The sequence below is a fragment of the Streptococcus infantis genome, from assembly GCF_000963255.1.
In the GTDB taxonomy this organism is placed as follows: Bacteria; Bacillota; Bacilli; order Lactobacillales; family Streptococcaceae; genus Streptococcus; species Streptococcus nidrosiense.
The window spans coordinates 21,134-41,745 of the sequence record NZ_JYOV01000022.1 but is presented as its reverse complement, the minus strand read 5'-3'; the positions used below and the strand labels follow the sequence as shown (position 1 = coordinate 41,745).

Here is a 20,612-nt window from a genome sequence, read left to right as displayed (position 1 = left end):
GGCCTGTGGCCGCTTCTTTAAGAATTGAGACAAAGTGTTTTGTCTCAATAGAGCTTGCTAAGTTTCTTTAGCAGGTTTTATTGAAACAAAATAAAACTCTGAAAGGAAGAGCACATGGCACACGAAAATGTCATTGAGATGCATGAAATTACCAAAGTTTTTGGTGAATTTGTCGCTAACGACAAAATTAACCTAGAACTTCGTAAAGGCGAAATTCATGCACTTTTAGGAGAAAATGGAGCTGGTAAGTCCACTCTTATGAACATGCTAGCAGGCCTTCTGGAACCGACTAGTGGTGAAATTGTGGTTAACGGTCAAGTTGTGAAACTAGACTCGCCATCAAAAGCCGCTAGCCTAGGGATTGGAATGGTTCACCAACACTTTATGTTGGTAGAGGCTTTCACTGTTGCTGAGAATATCATTTTAGGAAGTGAATTGACTAAAAATGGAGTCCTAGATATTGCTCGAGCAAGTCGAGAAATTCTTGAATTATCAGAGCGTTATGGGCTAGCTGTAGACCCTTCTGCTAAAGTAGCAGATATCTCTGTTGGGGCTCAACAACGTGTTGAAATTTTGAAGACACTTTATCGTGGTGCCGATATTCTTATCTTTGACGAACCAACTGCTGTTTTAACGCCATCGGAAATCGATGAGTTGATGGCTATCATGAAGAACTTGGTCAAAGAAGGCAAATCAATTATCTTGATTACCCACAAGTTGGATGAAATTCGTGCGGTTTCTGACCGCGTTACAGTTATCCGTCGTGGTAAATCAATCGAAACAGTTGAAATTGCTGGTGCAACTAATGCTGACTTGGCAGAAATGATGGTGGGACGTTCTGTTTCCTTCAAAACTGAGAAGCAAGCACCACAACCTAAAGAAGTCGTTCTTTCCATCAAAGACTTGCTTGTTCATGAAAACCGTGGCGTTCCTGCTGTTAAAAATCTTTCACTCGATGTTCGAGCTGGTGAGATTGTCGGAATTGCCGGTATTGATGGAAATGGTCAGTCTGAATTGATCCAAGCTATCACTGGACTCCGTAAGATTGAGTCTGGTAGTGTGGAATTGAAAGGCCAGTCCATTGTAGGATTGCATCCACGTCAAATTACTGAACTGAGCGTTGGTCACGTTCCGGAAGACCGTCACCGTGATGGTTTGGTCTTGGAAATGATGATTTCTGAAAATATCGCTCTTCAAACCTACTATAAAGAACCTCTTAGCAAGAAGGGAATTTTAAATTATACGAATATCCTTGACTATGCGAAAAAATTAATGCAGGAGTTTGATGTTCGTGCTGCCAGTGAAATTGTTCCAGCTTCGGCCCTTTCTGGAGGAAATCAACAAAAAGCAATCATCGCTCGGGAGATTGATCGAAATCCGGATCTCCTCATCGTCAGCCAACCAACTCGTGGTTTGGACGTCGGTGCCATTGAATACATTCACAAACGCTTGATTCAAGAACGTGATAATGGGAAAGCTGTCCTTGTAGTCAGCTTTGAACTAGATGAGATTCTAAATGTCTCAGATAGAATCGCTGTTATCCATGATGGTAAGATTCAAGGGATTGTAACGCCAGAAACAACCAACAAGCAAGAACTTGGTGTCTTGATGGCTGGTGGTGAATTGGAAAAAGGAGAAGAGTGATGTCTAAAAAATTACAACAAATTTCGGTTCCCTTGATTTCTGTTATCCTTGGAATCTTACTTGGAGCCATCGTTATGTGGATTTTTGGCTATGATGCTATTTGGGGTTATGAAGAGTTGTTCTACACAGCCTTTGGTAGTGTTCGTGGTATTGGTGAAATCTTCCGTGCAATGGGGCCATTAGTCTTGATTGCTCTTGGATTTGCAGTTGCAAGTCGTGCTGGTTTCTTTAATGTCGGGCTTCCAGGACAAGCACTCGCTGGTTGGGTTATGAGTGGCTGGTTCGCTCTTTCGAATCCAGATTTGCCACGTCCATTGTTGATTCTTGCGACAGTAGTCATTGCGCTGGTGGCTGGAGGAATTGTTGGAGCCATTCCTGGTATTTTAAGAGCCTATCTGGGAACATCTGAAGTCATCGTAACCATCATGATGAACTACATTGTTCTCTATACAAGTAATGCCTTTATCCACTCTTTCCCTAAAGATATCATGCAAAGTACTGACTCATCAATTCGAGTAAGTGCAAATGCAACTTATCAAACACCTTGGCTTGCTGAGTTAACAGGTAACTCTCGTATGAATATTGGGATTTTCTTTGCTATCATTGCAGTTGCAGTTATCTGGTTCTTGCTTAAGAAGACAACTCTCGGTTTTGAAATCCGTGCAGTTGGTCTCAATCCAAATGCTTCTGAATACGCTGGTATTTCAGCGAAACGTACCATTATTTTATCAATGATTATTTCTGGTGCCCTTGCAGGACTTGGTGGAGCGGTAGAAGGTCTTGGTACCTTCCAGAACGTTTATGTCCAAGGTTCATCATTGGCAATAGGATTTAATGGTATGGCGGTCAGTCTACTTGCTGCAAACTCACCAATTGGAATTCTTTTTGCAGCCTTCTTGTTCGGAGTGCTTCAAGTTGGAGCCCCTGGTATGAATGCTGCTCAAGTACCATCTGAGCTTGTAAGTATCGTTACAGCCTCAATTATCTTCTTTGTCAGCGTTCACTACATCATCGAACGCTTTGTCAAACCAAGAAAACAACTTAAAGGAGGTAAATAAGGATGTCGATTACAACAATGCTAACCCTTATGGTTTCTTCAATGTTGATTTACTCAGCACCACTTATTTTCACAAGTATCGGAGGCGTTTTCTCTGAACGTGGTGGAGTTGTTAACGTTGGACTTGAAGGAATCATGGTCATGGGTGCCTTCTCTGGAGTTGTTTTTAACCTTGAATTTGCACAAGATTTGGGAGCATTAACTCCTTGGTTGGCTCTTCTAGTTGGTGGATTAGTCGGAGCTATCTTTTCACTGATTCACGCAGTAGCTACAGTTCATTTTCGTGCTGACCATGTTGTCAGTGGTACCGTACTTAACTTGATGGCTCCAGCCTTGGCAGTCTTCTTGGTGAAGGTGCTTTATAACAAGGGACAAACGGATAACTTAACGCAAACATTTGGACGTTTTGATTTCCCTATTTTGGCTAATATCCCAGTTATCGGAGATATCTTCTTCAAGTCAACAAGTTTACTTGGTTACCTAGCAATTGCCTTCTCATTCTTAGCATGGTTTGTCCTCTTTAAAACTCGCTTTGGACTTCGCCTCCGTTCAGTAGGTGAACATCCACAAGCAGCAGATACTTTGGGGATTAATGTCTACAAGATGAGATATCTTGGAGTTGTGATTTCAGGTTTCCTTGGAGGAATCGGTGGAGCTATCTACGCTCAGTCAATTTCCGTTAACTTCTCAGTTACAACCATCGTTGGGCCTGGATTTATCGCACTTGCTGCTATGATCTTCGGTAAATGGAATCCTGTTGGTGCTATGCTTTCAAGTCTCTTCTTCGGACTATCACAAAGTTTAGCAGTAATCGGTTCTCAACTTCCTTTCTTGCAAGGAGTTCCAGCCGTTTACTTGCAAATTGCACCATATCTTTTGACCATTGTCGTACTAGCAGCCTTCTTTGGTAAAGCTGTTGCACCGAAAGCAGATGGTATCAACTATATCAAATCTAAATAAACAAAAAAGCGTCGGTTTGAAACTGACGCTTTATTTTTTAGGTTTTTGATGGGTAAGATTTAGTCCCCAAGGAACAAGATTTTCTGTTTTATTACGAATACGATTGATGTTATCCTTATGGCGAATGATAATTAAGCTTGCGAGGGCTAGGATAATCACTACAAATAATATATCGTAACTTGGCAGTAGGAAACCGATAAGTGGAAAGAGGATCACCCCAAGTACAGCAGCAAGGGCAGCAGTAACACTAGAGAGAGAAATCATACTGCCTAGATAAAGAGTGCCGAAGAAAACAACTGCTAGATAGAGGCAAAATAGAGGAGCAAATCCGAAAATGACTCCAGCACTAGTTGCGACAGCTTTTCCTCCTTTAAAGCTTGCAAATACTGGGAAGGTATGCCCAATCACAGCTAAAAGGCCAAAGACTAGAGGTGAAACTCCTTGGACATGAAAGATAAGTGGAAGCAAGGTTGCGATGGTTCCTTTGAAAAAGTCAATCACGAAGGTTGCCATACCCGCTTTCTTACCTAGGATTCGAAAGGTATTGGTCGTTCCAGTATTACCAGAACCATGTTCTCTTAGATTGATCTTAAAGAAGATTTGCCCAATCCACAGTCCTGAAGGGATAGAACCCAATAAATAAGCTAAAATTAATAATACTATTGTCATCATGCTTCTATTATACCATGAAATAGGAGAGAAACGGAAAGGAATCTTTTCTCAATTTGTGACATCTGATACTTTATGTAAGTAGAAAAGTTTTATTAGGAACACTATTGTTCGGAAATTAAGGCTAAAGTTTTAAAAATTCATGGAAATTTCTGAAAATCCTTGATTTTGTGTTTATTTATGCTATAATAGGAACAATTATTTTTAGGAGGTGGAATATGTCTTACTTATTCGAGATATTACCAAGTTTATTGAGCGGTGCTACAATGACTTTACAAGTTTTTGCACTGGTCTTGCTCTTTTCAATCCCTTTAGGCATTTTGGTTGCTTTTTGCTTACAGGTCCATTGGAAACCCCTCCATTACATGATTGATATCTATATCTGGGTGATGCGTGGGACACCCTTACTCTTGCAGTTGATTTTTATTTATTATGTTCTACCGAGTATTGGGATTCGATTGGATCGTGTGCCTGCTGCGATTATTGCCTTCACGCTTAATTATGCAGCCTATTTTGCTGAAATTTTCCGTGGAGGAATTGCAACGATTCCTCAGGGGCAATACGAAGCAGCTAAGGTTTTAAAATTTAATCCTATTGATACCGTTCGCTATATCATTTTGCCACAGGTGACCAAGATTGTCCTACCAAGTGTATTTAACGAGGTTATGAGTTTGGTTAAGGATACTTCTCTGGTCTATGCGCTCGGTATTTCAGATTTAATCCTAGCTAGTCGTACTGCAGCCAATCGTGATGCTAGCTTGATTCCAATGTTTCTAGCAGGAGCTATTTATCTGCTTATGATTGGTATCGTTACAATTTTAGCTAAGAAACTTGAGAAAAAATTCAGCTACTATAGATAGGAGGTTATCCATGTTAGAGTTAAGAAATATCAGCAAAAAATATGGAAAAAAAGAAATTTTATCCAATTTCAGTTTAACAATTCCTGAAAAGCAGATTTTAGCTATTGTTGGTCCATCTGGTGGTGGGAAGACTACCTTGCTCAGAATGTTAGCTGGACTTGAAACTATTGATTCAGGAGAGATCTTTTATAACGGAGAATCGTTGCCTCTGGATGAACTTGAAAAGCGCCACTTGTTAGGATTTGTTTTTCAAGATTTTCAGCTTTTTCCTCACTTATCCGTTATGGAGAACTTGATTTTGTCACCTATTAAGACAATGGGAATGTCTGAAGTAGACGCAAAGAAGAAGGCAGTCGACTTATTAACTCGTCTGGGACTCGAAGCTCATGCAGATGCCTATCCATACTCATTATCTGGTGGTCAAAAGCAACGGGTTGCCTTAGCACGTGCAATGATGATAGATCCTGAGGTGATTGGTTATGACGAACCAACTTCGGCTCTTGATCCAGAGTTGCGTCTCGAAGTTGAAAAACTGATTTTACAAAATCGAGACTTAGGCATGACGCAGATTGTCGTGACCCACGACCTCCAGTTTGCAGAGAATATTGCTGACCAGATTCTCAAAGTAGAGCCTAAGTAGGAGGTGTCTATGAATCGAAAGAAAATCAGCCTAGTTTTGGTATTCTTTCTGGCTTTTTTCCTGGTAGGATGCACGCAAAAAGCTAGCAATCCTAAAGTAGATAATTGGGAAAAATACCAACAACAAGGAAGCATTACTATTGGATTTGACAATACCTTTGTTCCTATGGGATTTGAAGAAAAGAATGGGCAATATGTTGGATTTGATATTGACTTAGCCCAAGCTGTTTCTGAGAAACTGGGGTTCAAGGTACAGTTTCAACCCATTGATTGGGATATGAAGGAAACAGAACTTCAAAATGGGACTATTGATGCAATCTGGAATGGATATTCGGCGACTGATGAACGCCGTGAGAAAGTAGCCTTTACAATACCGTATATGGAGAATCAGCAGGTTCTCGTGTCAAAAAAATCGCAAAATATCCAGTCAGTTTCGGATATGAAAGATAAGATTTTGGGGGCCCAAGCAGGTTCTTCTGGTTATCTAGATTTTGAAGCTCAACCTGACCTGTTGAAAAATATCGTAAAAGATCAAAAAGCAAACCAGTATCAGAGTTTTAATGAAGCCTTGATTGACTTGCAAAATGATCGGATTGATGCTCTTTTAATTGACCGTGTTTATGCCAATTATTATCTTAAAACGGAAGGAATTTTAGATCAATATGAGATTTTTCCAGCTGGTTTTGAGAGTGAGTCATTTGCGGTCGGAGTAAGACCAGCGGATAAGACCTTATTAGCCAATTTGAATAAGGCTTTTGTGGAACTCTATCAAGAAGGAAAATTCCAAGAAATTAGCCAAAAATGGTTTGGTGAAGATATTGCAACAAGTCAAGTTAAAGGAAAAGAAAACTGAGACTCTCGTCTTGGTTTCTTTTTTTAGGGCGGGAATGAGTGATTTTTTTACTAAATAGGACTTGTGAATAGGCTTTTAACTTGAAAATTTTGCAAAATCCTTAGAAAACCTGTAAAATAGAAAAGATGAACAAATAGGAGGTTCCTTGTGTCAAAAAAGGAAATCAATATTAACAATTATAATGATGACGCCATTCAGGTGCTAGAAGGGTTGGATGCGGTCCGTAAACGTCCAGGGATGTATATCGGATCGACCGATGGTGCTGGATTACATCACCTTGTTTGGGAAATCGTGGATAATGCGGTTGACGAAGCTCTGTCTGGGTTTGGTGATCGTATTGATGTGACCATTAATAAAGACGGAAGTTTAACGGTTCAAGACCACGGACGTGGGATGCCGACTGGGATGCACGCTATGGGAATTCCAACGGTTGAGGTTATTTTTACCATTCTCCACGCTGGAGGAAAATTCGGTCAAGGTGGCTACAAGACTTCTGGTGGTCTTCACGGAGTTGGTTCTTCTGTCGTCAATGCCCTCTCTAGTTGGCTGGAAGTAGAAATTACACGTGATGGGGCTGTTTACAAACAACGCTTTGAAAATGGTGGGAAACCAGTAACAACTCTTGAAAAGGTTGGAACTGCACCTAAGTCTAAAACAGGTACCAAAGTGACCTTTATGCCGGATGCTAGTATCTTTTCTACGACAGACTTCAAGTACAATACCATTTCAGAGCGTCTCAATGAGTCTGCCTTTCTCTTGAAAAATGTAACCTTGTCATTAACAGACAAACGGACAGATGAAGCAATTGAATTTCATTATGAGAATGGGGTACAAGACTTTGTTTCTTACCTCAATGAAGACAAGGAAACCTTGACGCCAGTCCTTTACTTTGAAGGCGAAGATAATGGTTTCCAAGTAGAAGTAGCCCTCCAATATAATGATGGATTTTCAGATAACATCCTGTCCTTTGTCAATAACGTTCGCACTAAGGATGGTGGAACGCATGAGACAGGACTCAAGTCTGCCATTACCAAAGTTATGAACGACTATGCGCGAAAAACTGGCCTTCTCAAAGAAAAAGATAAAAACCTAGAAGGTTCAGATTACCGTGAAGGATTAGCAGCAGTTCTATCAATTCTCGTTCCTGAAGAACATTTGCAGTTTGAGGGACAGACTAAGGATAAACTTGGAAGTCCGCTTGCTCGTCCTGTTGTAGATGGAATTGTAGCTGATAAGTTGACCTTCTTCCTCATGGAAAATGGAGAACTAGCCTCTAATCTGATTCGTAAGGCTATCAAGGCGCGTGATGCCCGTGAAGCAGCACGTAAGGCGCGTGACGAGAGTCGTAATGGCAAGAAGAATAAGAAAGACAAGGGCTTGCTTTCTGGGAAATTAACCCCAGCCCAGTCTAAAAATCCAGCTAAGAATGAACTTTACCTAGTCGAAGGAGATTCTGCCGGTGGTTCTGCTAAACAAGGCCGTGACCGTAAGTTCCAAGCTATCTTGCCTCTTCGTGGTAAGGTTATCAATACAGCCAAGGCTAAGATGGCAGATATCCTCAAAAATGAAGAAATCAACACCATGATTTATACCATAGGTGCTGGTGTAGGGGCAGATTTTTCTCTTGAAGATGCTAACTATGACAAGATTATTATCATGACCGATGCGGATACCGACGGTGCCCACATTCAAACACTTCTCTTAACCTTCTTTTACCGCTATATGCGTCCACTAGTTGAGGCAGGTCATGTTTATATTGCCCTTCCACCTCTTTACAAGATGTCAAAAGGGAAAGGCAAGAAAGAAGAAGTGGCCTACGCATGGACGGATGGTGAGCTAGAAGAACTACGTAAGCAGTTTGGTAAAGGTGCTACCCTCCAACGCTACAAGGGACTTGGTGAGATGAATGCGGATCAACTATGGGAAACAACTATGAATCCAGAAACTCGTACCCTCATCCGTGTTACAATCGAAGACCTAGCACGCGCAGAACGTCGTGTCAATGTCCTCATGGGGGACAAGGTTGAACCACGTCGTAAGTGGATTGAAGATAATGTCAAGTTTACGCTGGAGGAGAGTACTGTTTTCTGATGGTTAGAAAAAATTATTTTGAAATCTTAGATGGTATGAATTTTAACCCGAGCACGGAATTTGATAATCTCTGTATTTTGTTATCGAATGGATTGTTAGAGGAACTAAATCATAAATTTCTTAATTATCAAAATCGTAGAACTTTTATAGATTTTGATGAGTTCTTAAAGTTTTGCTTATCTCAAGCGGATAATGAATTAGAAAAACTTTTTATTTTTGCTGAGCTTTTAAATGATATGTTGTCGATTATAAACCCGAGTCATCCCTTTTTAAGGAATGATGTGTATGCTGTTAGAGAAAATATCAACAGAGTTCTAGAATTATCGAATCATGAGTTTCTTACTTTAGGAAGTGGTCGTCAAATCATCGTTGAAAAGAATGTTTATGCCTCAGAAGTTTCTCAGATTGTATCTGAAACGAGTATTCAAGATGCGATAAAGGTTTTAGAATATAATCATTTTGCAAATAAAGGAAATGTTCAGCGTAAGAAAGAAATACTTATTTCTTTAGCGAACTACCTTGAGCCATTAAGAAAAGAACTGAATAATTCTGAGGAATTAAAGGAGGTGTTCAAGGTTAATAATCAAAAGATTATTGCGTTTGAAAAGCTTTTTGAAATGTATAATAATTTTGGGCTAAGACATAACAATGCTAAACAATATCATCTTGATATGACTAATGAGAAACTAGAACAATGGTACGATAATATCTACACTTCATCCTTGTTTGTTATTCTGGGCTTGGATGAAGCTAGAATTTTGTCGAAATTAAAAACTTTGAGAGAAGGATAGCTAAATCTTTTATAATTGATTAACTATTTTAACTTGAGAAATAGTATGCTAATATACAGGATTATCAAATGAAAAACAGGTATCCCCATGAGAACTGAACCTCAAATGCTTGATTTAATTTTTCAAACCGCAAAAGTGCTCCAAGTCAACGCTGTCGCCATGTCTGGTTCACGGACTGACACAAAAGCCTCAAAAGATGAATTTCAAGACTATGACGTAGTCTATGTTGTAGAGAATTTGGAAGAGCTGATTACAGATTTATCTTGGCTGGACTCCTTTGGCAAACCTATCATTGAGCAACATAATGTCCTAGGCAACCGTCGACTTTATCTGATGCTTTTTGAAGATGGCAATAGGATTGATCTAACCCTTTGCCCAAAAGACCACATCCAAGAATGGGTAGATAGCGAAGCTGGTTATACAGTTTTAGTAGACGAGAAGGGCTTGTTTGAGTCCTATACTACAAGTCCAGAGCGTTTCTGGATACATCCAGCTAGTGCGATAGAGTTTGAAAAAGTCTGCAATGAATTTTGGTGGGTGTCAGCCTACGTTGTCAAAGGAATTTGTCGTAAGCAAGTCATTTATGCAACGGACCATCTCTACGGTATTTGTCAGCAAGAACTCTTGAAAATCTTAGCTTGGCAGGTAGCAAGTGATGGAGGTGCTGTCGACATTGGTAAAAATTACAAGTATCTCTTCAACTACTTGCCAATTGAGAAGGAGAAGGAATTCTCTGCTCTTCTTGATTTCTCAAGTGTAGAGAAACTTACTCAGTCATTGTTTGCTACGATGCAACTTTTCCATCAAGAAGCTCAATATCTTGCTCAAAAGATGGACTTTGATTATGATAAGGAAGTGGCTGAGAAGATGATGAGATATGCTGAGGAAAACCTTCTAAATCACTAAGAAAATAAAGAACACAATTCAAAACTTTAAACTACAGAAAGGATAGTTTAGTTATATAAAGTAACTGAAATTCTTTTCTATAAAATCTACTCTACATTCTTTGAAAGGAGTTGAACACGCCCTAAATGCTGTGTGAAAAAGATAAATTCTCTTGTGAGCATCGCTCACTGTAAGAATTTCCTATTTTCACTTTGTATTTTACGGGCTTTGTATCCTATATGAGTAATATCCAAAATATGTCCTTAGAGGACATCATGGGAGAGCGCTTTGGTCGCTACTCCAAGTACATCATTCAAGACCGGGCTTTGCCAGATATTCGGGATGGATTGAAGCCGGTTCAGCGCCGTATTCTTTATTCGATGAATAAGGATGGTAATACCTTTGACAAGAGCTACCGTAAGTCGGCCAAGTCTGTCGGGAACATCATGGGGAATTTCCACCCACACGGGGATTCTTCCATCTATGATGCAATGGTTCGTATGTCTCAGGACTGGAAAAATCGTGAGATTCTAGTTGAAATGCACGGTAATAATGGTTCTATGGACGGAGATCCGCCTGCGGCTATGCGTTATACTGAGGCCCGTTTGTCTGAGATTGCTGGCTACCTTCTTCAGGATATCGAGAAAAAGACAGTTCCTTTTGCTTGGAACTTTGATGATACCGAAAAAGAGCCAACAGTCTTGCCAGCAGCATTTCCAAACCTTTTAGTGAATGGTTCAACTGGGATTTCAGCTGGTTATGCCACAGATATTCCACCACATAATTTGGCTGAAGTTATTGATGCTACAGTCTACATGATTGATCACCCAACTGCTAAGGTTGAAAAGCTGATGGAATTCTTGCCTGGGCCAGATTTCCCTACAGGTGCCATTATCCAAGGCCGTGACGAAATCAAAAAGGCCTATGAAACTGGTAAAGGGCGCGTGGTTGTTCGTTCTAAGACGGAAATTGAGAAGCTTAAAGGTGGTAAGGAACAAATCGTTATCACTGAGATTCCTTATGAAATCAACAAGGCTAACTTGGTCAAGAAAATTGATGAAATCCGTGTCAATAACAAGGTGGCAGGTATCGCTGAAGTTCGTGATGAGTCTGACCGTGATGGTCTTCGCATCGCTATAGAACTCAAAAAAGATGCGAACACGGAACTTGTTCTAAACTATCTTTTCAAGTACACTGACTTGCAAATCAATTACAACTTCAACATGGTTGCGATTGACAATTTCACCCCTCGTCAGGTTGGAATTGTGCCTATATTGTCTAGCTATATTGCCCACCGTCGTGAAGTGATCTTGGCGCGTTCTCGCTTTGACAAGGAAAAGGCTGAAAAACGTCTCCATATAGTGGAAGGTTTGATTCGTGTCATCTCTATCCTGGATGAAGTTATTGCCCTTATCCGTGCTTCTGAGAACAAGGCTGATGCAAAGGAAAACCTCAAGGTCAGCTATGATTTTACAGAAGAACAGGCTGAGGCTATTGTAACCTTGCAACTTTACCGCTTGACCAATACAGACGTGGTTGTCTTGCAGGAAGAAGAAGCAGAACTTCGTGAAAAGATTGCTATGCTTGCAGCTATCATCGGTGACGAACGAACATTGTATAATCTCATGAAGAAAGAACTCCGTGAGGTCAAGAAGAAATTTGCAACTCCGCGCTTGAGTACTTTAGAAGATACAGCAAAAGTCATTGAGATTGATACAGCAAGTCTTATCGCTGAAGAAGATACTTACGTCAGCGTGACTAAGGCAGGTTATATCAAGCGTACTAGCCCTCGTTCATTTGCAGCTTCAACCATAGAAGAAATTGGTAAACGGGATGATGACCGATTGCTATTCGTTCAAAATGTGAAAACTACCCAGCATCTTTTAATCTTTACAACGCTTGGGAATGTCATTTACCGACCAGTCCATGAATTAGCAGATATTCGTTGGAAGGATATCGGAGAGCACTTGAGTCAAACGATTACCAACTTTGAAACCAATGAAGAAGTGCTCTATGTAGAAGTTGTGGATCAGTTTGATGATGCGACGACCTACTTTGCAGTGACTCGTCTTGGTCAAATCAAACGTGTCGAACGCAAAGAATTTTCTCCATGGAGAACCTATCGTTCTAAATCTGTCAAGTACGCTAAGTTGAAAGACGATACTGACCAGATTGTAGCAGTAGCTCCGATTAAATTGGATGATGTTCTGTTGATCAGTCGAAACGGTTATGCCCTCCGCTTTAACATCGAAGAAGTGCCAGTTATCGGTGCCAAAGCTGCAGGTGTCAAAGCCATGAACTTGAAAGCAGATGATGTGATACAAGCAGCCTTTATCTGCAATACGTCTTCTTTCTATCTTTTAACGCAACGTGGAAGCTTGAAACGTGTTTCAACAGAGGAAATTCCAGCAACCAGTCGTGCCAATCGTGGCCTTCAAGTTTTGAGAGAATTAAAGAGTAAACCCCATCGCGTATTCTTGGCTGGAGCGGTCTCAGAACAAGGATTTGTTGGAGATCTCTTTAGTACAGAAGTAGAAGATGGAGAACAAACACTTGTGATTCAATCAAATAATGGAACGATTTACGAATCAATCCTACAAGATTTGAATCTATCAGAACGTACAAGCAATGGAAGCTTTATCTCAGATACTATTTCTGATGAAGAAGTTTTTGATGCTTATCTCAAAGAAATCTTTAAAGAAATCAAAGAAAATTAAAAATCGGTCCTAGTGACTGATTTTTTATAAGTAAAATTTTCAGAAAATTACAAATAATACTTGAATTTTTAGGAGAATAGTGTAGAATAGAACACAAAGCTTGATTAGAATAAAGGAGATTGTCATGACAGTTACGATCGATTGGGAAAATCTCGGTTTTTCCTATATGAAACTACCTTATCGTTATATCGCTTATTTTAAAGATGGACAATGGACTCAAGGAGAATTAACAGAAGATGCAACCTTGCATATCTCAGAATCATCTCCAAGTCTTCACTATGGACAACAAGCATTTGAAGGATTGAAAGCCTATCGTACAAAGGATGGCAGTATTCAACTCTTCCGTCCAGATGAAAATGCTAAACGTCTGCAACGTACCTGTGATCGTCTCTTGATGCCACAAGTTCCAACAGAAATGTTTGTAGAGGCTTGTAAAGCCGTTGTTCGTGCTAATGAGGAATACGTACCACCTTATGGAACTGGTGGAACCCTCTACCTCCGTCCACTCTTGATTGGTGTTGGAGATATCATTGGGGTAAAACCAGCTGAGGAGTATATTTTTACCATCTTTGCGATGCCAGTTGGAAATTACTTTAAGGGTGGATTGGTTCCAACAAACTTCTTGATTCAAGATGAGTATGACCGTGCTGCACCAAATGGAACAGGGGCTGCCAAGGTCGGTGGGAACTATGCAGCTAGTCTTTTGCCAGGAAAAATGGCTAAATCCCGTCATTTCTCAGATGTTATTTATCTTGACCCATCAACTCACACCAAGATTGAAGAAGTCGGTTCAGCAAACTTCTTTGGAATTACAGCTGATAATGAGTTTGTAACCCCATTGAGTCCATCAATCTTGCCATCAATTACCAAGTACTCATTGCTTTACTTGGCAGAGCATCGTTTGGGCTTGAAACCTGTCGAGGGGGATGTACCAATTGATAGTCTGGATCGATTTGTAGAAGCAGGTGCCTGCGGTACTGCGGCAGTTATCTCACCTATTGGGGGAATCCAACACGGTGATGACTTCCACGTTTTCTACAGTGAGACAGAGGTTGGTCCAGTGACTCGTAAACTATACGATGAATTGACAGGTATCCAATTTGGTGACATTGAAGCACCAGAAGGTTGGATTGTAAAAGTAGATTAAAAATTATTAAAGGAGTTCTTTATGAAAACGAAAAAGTGGATGTTAACAGCAGGAGTGGTCCTGAGTACAGCAGTTCTTCTTGTAGCTTGTGGGAAAGCTGACAAGGAAGCAGATGCGCCTACAACTTTCTCTTATGTCTATGGAGTAGACCCATCATCTTTGGACTACAGTATCGCAACTCGTACTTCAACAACTGATATCATCGGTAACGTCGTTGATGGTTTGTTGGAAAACGATGAATATGGGAATTTGATTCCTTCACTAGCTGAAGATTGGAGTGTCTCACAAGATGGTTTGACTTATACTTATAAACTTCGTAAAGGAGTTAAATGGTACACATCAGAAGGTGAAGAATACGCTGAGGTAACAGCACATGACTTTGTTACTGGGTTGAAACACGTAGCAGATGGCAAATCAGACGGTGTCACTCTTATTCAAAACTCAATCAAGGGCTTGAATGAATATATGACTGGTGAGACTAACGACTTCTCAACAGTTGGGGTTAAGGCGGTAGATGATTATACTGTTGAGTACACTCTAAATGCACCTGAAACTTTCTGGAATTCAAAAGTAACTTCAGCAACTATGTTGCCTGTAAATGAAGAATTCCTCAAAGCATCAGGTAAGAATTACGGAACGGTCAGCCCAGCTGGTATTCTTTATAACGGTCCATATATCTTGAAGACATTGACTTCAAAATCTTTAATCGAATATGAAAAGAATCCAAATTATTGGGATAAAGAGAAGGTTAAAATCGAGAAAGTTAAATTAACTTACTATGATGGATCAGACCAAGAATCCTTGATCCGTAGCTTCTCTTCGGGTGTTTACACAACAGCTCGCCTCTTCCCAAGTAGCTCAAACTTTGCTTCTACTTTGGAACAATACGGGGATAAAATTACATATAGTCCACAGGATTCAACTAGTTACTACTTTACCTTTAACGTAAACCGTCAATCTTTCAATAAGACAGCGAAAACAAGTGAAGAACAGAAAACTTCTACAAAAGAAGCAATGTTGAACAAGGACTTCCGTCAAGCCATCAACTTTGCCTTCAACCGTCATTCTTATGCTGCCCAACTCAATGGTGAAGATGGTGCGGACAAGATTATTCGTAACAGCTTAGTACCAGATAACTTTGTACAATCTGGTGGTAAAAACTTTGGTGATATCGCTCAAAAAGAATTGGTCAACTATGGAGACCAATGGAAAGGTGTTGAGCTCGTTGACGGAAAAGATACCATCTACAATCCTGACAAAGCCAAAGCTTCATTTGAAAAAGCTAAGAAAGAGTTGGAAGCAAAAGGTGTAACCTTCCCAATTCACTTAGATGTCCCAGTTGAACAGACAGATACCATTGCCGTTCAACAAAGCAATTCCTTTAAACAATCAATCGAGTCAACTCTTGGTTCAGAAAATGTCGTGATCGATGTCCTTCAGATGACTGATAACGAGAAAGAAAGCATTACATCTCAAGCGCGTGTTCCTGCTCAAAAAGACTATGACTTGAACAGTACTGGATGGGCTCCAAGCTATCAAGACCCAGCAAGTTATCTCAATATCATGGATCCTAAGACCGGTTCTGCTATGAAACACCTTGGTATTACTAAAGGAAAAGATAAGGAAGTAGTAGCTCAACTAGGTTTGGACGAATATAAGAAACTCTTGGATGATGCAGTTTCTGAGAAAAATGACTTAGATAAGAGATATGAAAAATATGCTAAAGCGCAAGCATGGCTCACTGATAGTTCTCTCTTGATGCCAACAGCTTCATCAGGTGGTTCACCAGTTGTCAGCAATATTGTTCCTTTCTCTAAACCATACTCACAAGTTGGTATTAAGGGTGATCCATACATCTTCAAGGGAATGAAATTGCAAAAAGAGATTGTATCTGCTAAAGAATACCAAGCAGCTCTTGAAAAATGGCAAAAAGAAAAATTGGAATCAAACAATAAATACCAAAAAGAATTAGAAAGTCATGTCAAATAAAACAGACTAGTACTTTTGGAATAAAGGGGCCTATATGGAATGGATTAAACTAATAGGGATAGTTATCATTGTGATTGGTTTTATCTATAAGTTAGATACCATTGCAACGGTAGTCTTAGCTAGTTTAGTTACCGCTCTAGTTTCTGGCGTTTCTCTTGTTGAGTTCTTGGAAATTTTGGGAAAAGAATTTAGTAATCAACGAGTTCTGACGATTTTTATGGTAACCTTGCCACTAGTTGGTTTATCTGAAACTTTTGGCCTCAAGCAACGTTCGATTGACTTGATTCAAAAGATAAAGGGACTAACAGTTGGAAGTTTTTATACAGTGTATTTCTTTTTTCGGGAACTCGATGGTTTCTTTGCCATTCGTCTAGGAGGACATCCGCAGTTTGTAAGGCCTTTGGTTCAACCCATGGGACAAGCAGCAGCAGAGTCACAATTAGGTAGAAAATTAACGGAGCAGGAGAGCGAAGCGCTAAAAGCGCGTGCAGCAGCAAATGATAATTTCGCAAATTTCTTTGCTCAAAACACTTTCGTTGGTGCAGGTGGTGTCCTCTTGATAGGGGGCACACTGGACCAATTAGGTTACGAAAGTAATTATGCAGGAATTGCTTCAGCTTCGCTTATAGTTGCAGGAATTGCCCTATTTATAGTTGGGATTTACAATTACCTGTTTGATAGAAAACTGCTAGCAAATAAGGTTAGTAAAGGAAAAGAAGAATGACCAATCTAGCAAGACAGTTATTAGAGTTGACCTATATTGTGATTGGTTGTCAATTCCTTCATACAGCTTATTGTAGCTATAAAGATAAAACAAACCCAGTTCGCTTTGGAACGGCTGGGTTTTGGGCTTTATTGGGCATCAGTTTTATCGGTGGTTCCTATCTACCTTCTGTCTGTATTGGAGTTATCGTAGTGCTATTAGCCCTGCTAACTCTCTTTAAACAGGTTCGTATCGGAACCTTACTGTCTCTGGATGAAGTCAAGGCAAACATTGAAGCTAAACGACTAAAGAATAAAATTTTTATTCCAGTCATGTTAATGGCTTTGATTGCTTTGGTATTAGCAAAAATGATCCCTGAGTTTAGTAAGATTGCTATCAGCCTTGCTGCATTTTTCGCAACCATTTCTCTCTTATTGATTACTAAGAGTTCTCCTAAAAGCTTGTTAGCGGAAAATAATCGCATGGTTCAGCAAGTTTCAACCAGTGGCATTGTTCCTCAGCTTTTAGGTGCTTTAGGGGCAATATTTACCGTAGCAGGAGTGGGAGACTTGATTTCGCATTTGATAAGCGGTCTAGTGCCTTCGGGTAGTCCTTTTATGGGTGTGGTAGCTTATGTCCTTGGGATGGTTTTATTCTCCATGATAATGGGTAACGCCTTTGCTGCCTTTACTGTTATTACTGCTGGAATTGGTGTTCCCTTTGTATTTGCCTTGGGAGCTGATCCAATCGTAGCCGCTGCTCTAGCAATGACAGCAGGTTGCTGTGGAACCTTATTAACTCCAATGGCTGCTAACTTTAATGCTTTACCAGCAGCTCTCCTGGATATGAAAGATCCAAATGGGGTTATCAAAGCTCAAGTAGGAGTAGCTGTTATCATGATTATCCTACATGTATTTTTGATGTACTTTTTGGCATTTTAGCAAAGGAAATAAAATGAAAATATTAGTAACAGGTTTTGATCCTTTTGGTGGTGAAACGGTTAATCCAGCTCTGGAAGCTGTTAAATCATTACCATCTGAGATTCATGGAGCTGAAATTCATTGGGTAGAAATCCCAACGGTCTTTTATCGATCAGCAGAGGTTTTAGAAGCAGAAATTGTCCGCTTTCAGCCAGATGCGGTGCTTTGCATCGGACAAGCAGGAGGAAGAGCGAGTTTAACTCCTGAGAGAGTCGCTATCAATCAAGATGATGCTAGAATTCCAGACAACCAAGGAAATCAGCCGATAGACACACCTATACGCCTGGACGGTCAAGCAGCCTATTTTAGCACACTCCCTATTAAAGCAATGGTTCATGCGATTAAAGAGGAAGGGTTGCCAGCTACAGTGTCCAATACAGCAGGAACCTTTGTTTGTAATCATTTGATGTACCAGGCTCTCTATTTAGCGGATAAAAAGTTTCCAAATATGAGAGCAGGCTTTATGCATATTCCCTATATGACAGAACAGGTGATCAATAAACCTAATACAGCATCTATGAATTTAACTGATATCGTCAGAGGTATCGAAGCTGCGATTGGTGCTATCGTAGATTATAAAGATAAGGACATAAAATTAGTGGGTGGGACAACCCACTAACAATGAGTCTTCCCTAGATTAAAAAATTAGATTTTGTCACAAAAACTCTTTATCAAGGTTGTCTTGATAAAGAGTTTTTTCTTGCCAGTTTTTTAAATTTCTTGTACAATAGGAAGAGTGAAAAGAGGTATCGTATGAGTAAAAAAGATAAAAAAATTGAAATTCAATTAACAGACGCAACTGTTTTAGTTGGTAAAGAAAAGTATGAAGGGTATACTTTAACGATTGGTAAAAAGGTTATTGGTGAAATTGCTGAACTAGATAATCAATTTGCGATCATAAAGAATGGAAATGTCGATAGTTTTTATAAAAAACTTGAAAAAGCTGTGGAAATTTTGATTGAAAACTATAATTTAGCAAAATAAAGCTTGTTTTTTGTAAATTTTCATGATATAATAGTTTTTGTTGAACATTGGAGAGATAGCGAAGAGGCTAAACGCGGCGGACTGTAAATCCGCTCCTTCGGGTTCGGGGGTTCGAATCCCTCTCTCTCCATTTCACTTTTGGGGTATAGCCAAGCGGTAAGGCAAGGGACTTTGACTCCCTCATGCGTTGGTTCGAATCCAGCTACCCCAGTTCTTAGGTAATAAATTCAAGGATAAAAAGAAAAATATCTTAGGGTATTTTATTTTTATAATTGAAGGACGTGAACGATATAACATGTCTTTGCGGGTGCTTAGGAAAAAATTATAAGTATGTCAAGTTTAAGAAAAACTTGATTGTTGGAGGATTTTTTAGATGAACGAATTTGAAGATTTGCTAAATAGCGTTAGCCAAGTTGAGCCAGGTGATGTTGTTAGTGCTGAAGTATTGACAGTTGATGCTACTCAAGCTAACGTTGCAATCTCTGGAACTGGTGTTGAAGGTGTCTTGACTCTTCGCGAATTGACAAACGATCGCGATGCAGATATCAATGACTTTGTAAAAGTAGGTGAAGTATTGGATGTTCTTGTACTTCGTCAAGTAGTTGGTAAAGATACTGATACAGTAACATACCTTGTATCTAAAAAACGCCTTGAAGCTCGCAAAGCATGGGACAAACTTGTAGGACGCGAAGAAGAAGTTGTTACAGTTAAAGGAACTCGCGCTGTTAAGGGTGGACTTTCAGTTGAATTTGAAGGTGTACGTGGATTTATCCCAGCTTCAATGTTGGATACTCGTTTTGTACGTAACACTGAGCGTTTTGTAGGTCAAGAGTTTGATGCTAAAATCAAAGAAGTTGATCCTAAAGAAAACCGCTTCATCCTTTCACGTCGTGAAGTTGTAGAAGCAGCAACTGCAGCAGCTCGTGCTGAAGTATTCGGTAAATTGGCTGTTGGTGATGTTGTAACTGGTAAAGTTGCACGTATCACTAGCTTCGGTGCTTTCATCGACCTTGGTGGTGTTGACGGATTGGTTCACTTGACTGAATTGTCACACGAACGTAACGTTTCACCAAAATCAGTTGTAACTGTTGGTGAAGAAGTTGAAGTGAAAATCCTTGATCTTAACGAAGAAGAAGGACGCGTATCACTTTCACTTAAAGCTACAACACCTGGACCATGGGATGGCGTTGAGCAAAAATTGGCTAAAGGTGATGTTGTAGAAGGTACAGTTAAACGTTTGACTGACTTCGGTGCATTTGTTGAAGTATTGCCAGGTATCGATGGACTTGTTCACGTATCACAAATTTCACACAAACGTATTGAAAATCCAAAAGAAGCTCTTAAAGTTGGTCAAGAAGTTACTGTTAAAGTTCTTGAAGTTAACGCTGATGCAGAACGTGTATCTCTTTCTATCAAAGCTCTTGAAGAACGTCCAGCTCAAGAAGAAGGACAAAAAGAAGAAAAACGCGCTCCACGTCCACGTCGTCCAAAACGTCAAGAAAAACGTGATTTTGAACTTCCTGAAACTCAAACAGGATTCTCAATGGCTGACTTGTTCGGAGACATCGAACTTTAATCCATTCGAATTTGAATAAAATCCTTTGTTTTTAAAACAAGGGATTTTTCTTTTTTCTACTAGCATT

At 39.9% G+C, this 20,612-nt stretch carries 18 protein-coding genes and 2 tRNA genes; 19 read left to right on the top strand and 1 reads right to left on the bottom strand.

All coding sequences use genetic code 11. The features are described 5' to 3' along the window. Positions 1-114 precede the first annotated feature (114 nt). Genes TZ96_RS08720 through TZ96_RS08710 form a run of 3 tightly spaced genes read left to right on the top strand, consistent with a single transcriptional unit; the run spans position 115 to position 3,661 of the window. Entirely contained in the window at positions 115-1,644 is a 1,530-nt protein-coding gene (locus TZ96_RS08720) for an ABC transporter ATP-binding protein (protein ID WP_045763742.1), read from the top strand. Further along, a complete protein-coding gene (locus TZ96_RS08715; protein ID WP_000038693.1) occupies positions 1,644-2,702 on the top strand; it encodes an ABC transporter permease in 1,059 nt (352 codons plus the stop codon). The genes TZ96_RS08720 and TZ96_RS08715 overlap by 1 nt, the downstream gene beginning before the upstream one ends. A 2-nt stretch (positions 2,703-2,704) precedes the next feature. After that, positions 2,705-3,661 (top strand): ABC transporter permease, encoded by a 957-nt coding sequence (locus tag TZ96_RS08710; RefSeq protein ID WP_045763741.1) that lies wholly within the window; start codon positions 2,705-2,707, stop codon positions 3,659-3,661. 30 nt (positions 3,662-3,691) lie between these two features. On the opposite strand, the gene plsY is transcribed toward TZ96_RS08710, so the two are convergent. Beyond that, positions 3,692-4,333, bottom strand: a complete 642-nt coding sequence (gene plsY / locus TZ96_RS08705) for a glycerol-3-phosphate 1-O-acyltransferase PlsY (RefSeq protein ID WP_045763740.1) — start codon at positions 4,331-4,333, stop codon at positions 3,692-3,694. Positions 4,334-4,548: 215 nt separating this feature from the next. On the opposite strand from plsY, the gene TZ96_RS08700 reads away from it, so the two are divergent. The 16 genes from TZ96_RS08700 (at position 4,549) to rpsA (ending at position 20,545) form a co-directional block, all read left to right on the top strand. Then, positions 4,549-5,190, top strand: coding sequence for an amino acid ABC transporter permease (locus TZ96_RS08700; protein ID WP_006153198.1), 642 nt, complete (start codon positions 4,549-4,551; stop codon positions 5,188-5,190). Positions 5,191-5,200: 10 nt separating this feature from the next. Then, positions 5,201-5,830 carry an amino acid ABC transporter ATP-binding protein gene (locus TZ96_RS08695; protein WP_045763739.1) on the top strand — a complete coding sequence of 210 codons (630 nt, stop codon included), beginning with the start codon at positions 5,201-5,203 and terminating at the stop codon, positions 5,828-5,830. A 9-nt stretch (positions 5,831-5,839) separates the two neighbouring features. After that, positions 5,840-6,682, top strand: coding sequence for an amino acid ABC transporter substrate-binding protein (locus tag TZ96_RS08690; protein ID WP_045763738.1), 843 nt, complete (start codon positions 5,840-5,842; stop codon positions 6,680-6,682). 147 nt (positions 6,683-6,829) lie between these two features. Then, a complete protein-coding gene (parE, locus tag TZ96_RS08685) occupies positions 6,830-8,773 on the top strand; it encodes a DNA topoisomerase IV subunit B (RefSeq protein ID WP_045763737.1) in 1,944 nt (647 codons plus the stop codon). Continuing rightward, positions 8,773-9,564 (top strand): hypothetical protein, encoded by a 792-nt coding sequence (locus TZ96_RS08680; RefSeq protein WP_045763736.1) that lies wholly within the window; start codon positions 8,773-8,775, stop codon positions 9,562-9,564. Before parE ends, TZ96_RS08680 begins: the two co-directional genes overlap by 1 nt. An 87-nt stretch (positions 9,565-9,651) precedes the next feature. Then, positions 9,652-10,470 (top strand): aminoglycoside 6-adenylyltransferase, encoded by an 819-nt coding sequence (locus TZ96_RS08675; RefSeq protein WP_045763735.1) that lies wholly within the window; start codon positions 9,652-9,654, stop codon positions 10,468-10,470. 218 nt (positions 10,471-10,688) lie between these two features. Continuing rightward, on the top strand, positions 10,689-13,166 hold the full coding sequence (gene parC / locus TZ96_RS08670) for a DNA topoisomerase IV subunit A (protein ID WP_075230481.1): 2,478 nt from the start codon (positions 10,689-10,691) through the stop codon (positions 13,164-13,166). A 124-nt stretch (positions 13,167-13,290) separates the two neighbouring features. Next, positions 13,291-14,313, top strand: a complete 1,023-nt coding sequence (locus tag TZ96_RS08665; RefSeq protein ID WP_000219011.1) for a branched-chain amino acid aminotransferase — start codon at positions 13,291-13,293, stop codon at positions 14,311-14,313. A 21-nt stretch (positions 14,314-14,334) separates the two neighbouring features. Further along, the gene (locus TZ96_RS08660; RefSeq protein ID WP_045763733.1) at positions 14,335-16,302 is read left to right on the top strand and encodes a peptide ABC transporter substrate-binding protein; all 1,968 of its coding nucleotides are present in this window, start codon (positions 14,335-14,337) and stop codon (positions 16,300-16,302) included. A 34-nt stretch (positions 16,303-16,336) separates the two neighbouring features. Next, positions 16,337-17,026 carry a DUF969 domain-containing protein gene (locus tag TZ96_RS08655; RefSeq protein WP_045763732.1) on the top strand — a complete coding sequence of 230 codons (690 nt, stop codon included), beginning with the start codon at positions 16,337-16,339 and terminating at the stop codon, positions 17,024-17,026. Continuing rightward, entirely contained in the window at positions 17,023-17,946 is a 924-nt protein-coding gene (locus TZ96_RS08650) for a DUF979 domain-containing protein (RefSeq protein WP_045763731.1), read from the top strand. The genes TZ96_RS08655 and TZ96_RS08650 overlap by 4 nt, the downstream gene beginning before the upstream one ends. 13 nt (positions 17,947-17,959) lie before the next feature. Then, positions 17,960-18,604, top strand: a complete 645-nt coding sequence (pcp, locus tag TZ96_RS08645; protein WP_045763730.1) for a pyroglutamyl-peptidase I — start codon at positions 17,960-17,962, stop codon at positions 18,602-18,604. A gap of 134 nt (positions 18,605-18,738) precedes the next feature. Then, entirely contained in the window at positions 18,739-18,969 is a 231-nt protein-coding gene (locus TZ96_RS08640) for a DUF2969 domain-containing protein (RefSeq protein ID WP_000037108.1), read from the top strand. A gap of 49 nt (positions 18,970-19,018) precedes the next feature. Then, positions 19,019-19,099, top strand: a tRNA-Tyr gene (locus TZ96_RS08635). A 9-nt stretch (positions 19,100-19,108) separates the two neighbouring features. Beyond that, positions 19,109-19,180 (top strand) — tRNA-Gln (locus tag TZ96_RS08630). A gap of 162 nt (positions 19,181-19,342) precedes the next feature. Continuing rightward, a complete protein-coding gene (gene rpsA, locus TZ96_RS08625) occupies positions 19,343-20,545 on the top strand; it encodes a 30S ribosomal protein S1 (protein ID WP_001001618.1) in 1,203 nt (400 codons plus the stop codon). Positions 20,546-20,612 lie beyond the last annotated feature (67 nt).

Coding starts and splice junctions, on each gene's coding strand:
- plsY (WP_045763740.1), bottom strand. CDS start 4,333: ATGATGACAATAGTATTATTAATTTTAGCTTATTTATTGGGTTCTATC.
- TZ96_RS08690 (WP_045763738.1), top strand. CDS start 5,840: ATGAATCGAAAGAAAATCAGCCTAGTTTTGGTATTCTTTCTGGCTTTT.
- TZ96_RS08675 (WP_045763735.1), top strand. CDS start 9,652: ATGAGAACTGAACCTCAAATGCTTGATTTAATTTTTCAAACCGCAAAA.
- TZ96_RS08710 (WP_045763741.1), top strand. CDS start 2,705: ATGTCGATTACAACAATGCTAACCCTTATGGTTTCTTCAATGTTGATT.
- TZ96_RS08665 (WP_000219011.1), top strand. CDS start 13,291: ATGACAGTTACGATCGATTGGGAAAATCTCGGTTTTTCCTATATGAAA.
- parC (WP_075230481.1), top strand. CDS start 10,689: ATGAGTAATATCCAAAATATGTCCTTAGAGGACATCATGGGAGAGCGC.
- rpsA (WP_001001618.1), top strand. CDS start 19,343: ATGAACGAATTTGAAGATTTGCTAAATAGCGTTAGCCAAGTTGAGCCA.
- TZ96_RS08680 (WP_045763736.1), top strand. CDS start 8,773: ATGGTTAGAAAAAATTATTTTGAAATCTTAGATGGTATGAATTTTAAC.
- TZ96_RS08655 (WP_045763732.1), top strand. CDS start 16,337: ATGGAATGGATTAAACTAATAGGGATAGTTATCATTGTGATTGGTTTT.
- TZ96_RS08695 (WP_045763739.1), top strand. CDS start 5,201: ATGTTAGAGTTAAGAAATATCAGCAAAAAATATGGAAAAAAAGAAATT.
- TZ96_RS08640 (WP_000037108.1), top strand. CDS start 18,739: ATGAGTAAAAAAGATAAAAAAATTGAAATTCAATTAACAGACGCAACT.
- TZ96_RS08650 (WP_045763731.1), top strand. CDS start 17,023: ATGACCAATCTAGCAAGACAGTTATTAGAGTTGACCTATATTGTGATT.
- TZ96_RS08700 (WP_006153198.1), top strand. CDS start 4,549: ATGTCTTACTTATTCGAGATATTACCAAGTTTATTGAGCGGTGCTACA.
- TZ96_RS08720 (WP_045763742.1), top strand. CDS start 115: ATGGCACACGAAAATGTCATTGAGATGCATGAAATTACCAAAGTTTTT.
- TZ96_RS08715 (WP_000038693.1), top strand. CDS start 1,644: ATGTCTAAAAAATTACAACAAATTTCGGTTCCCTTGATTTCTGTTATC.
- TZ96_RS08660 (WP_045763733.1), top strand. CDS start 14,335: ATGAAAACGAAAAAGTGGATGTTAACAGCAGGAGTGGTCCTGAGTACA.
- pcp (WP_045763730.1), top strand. CDS start 17,960: ATGAAAATATTAGTAACAGGTTTTGATCCTTTTGGTGGTGAAACGGTT.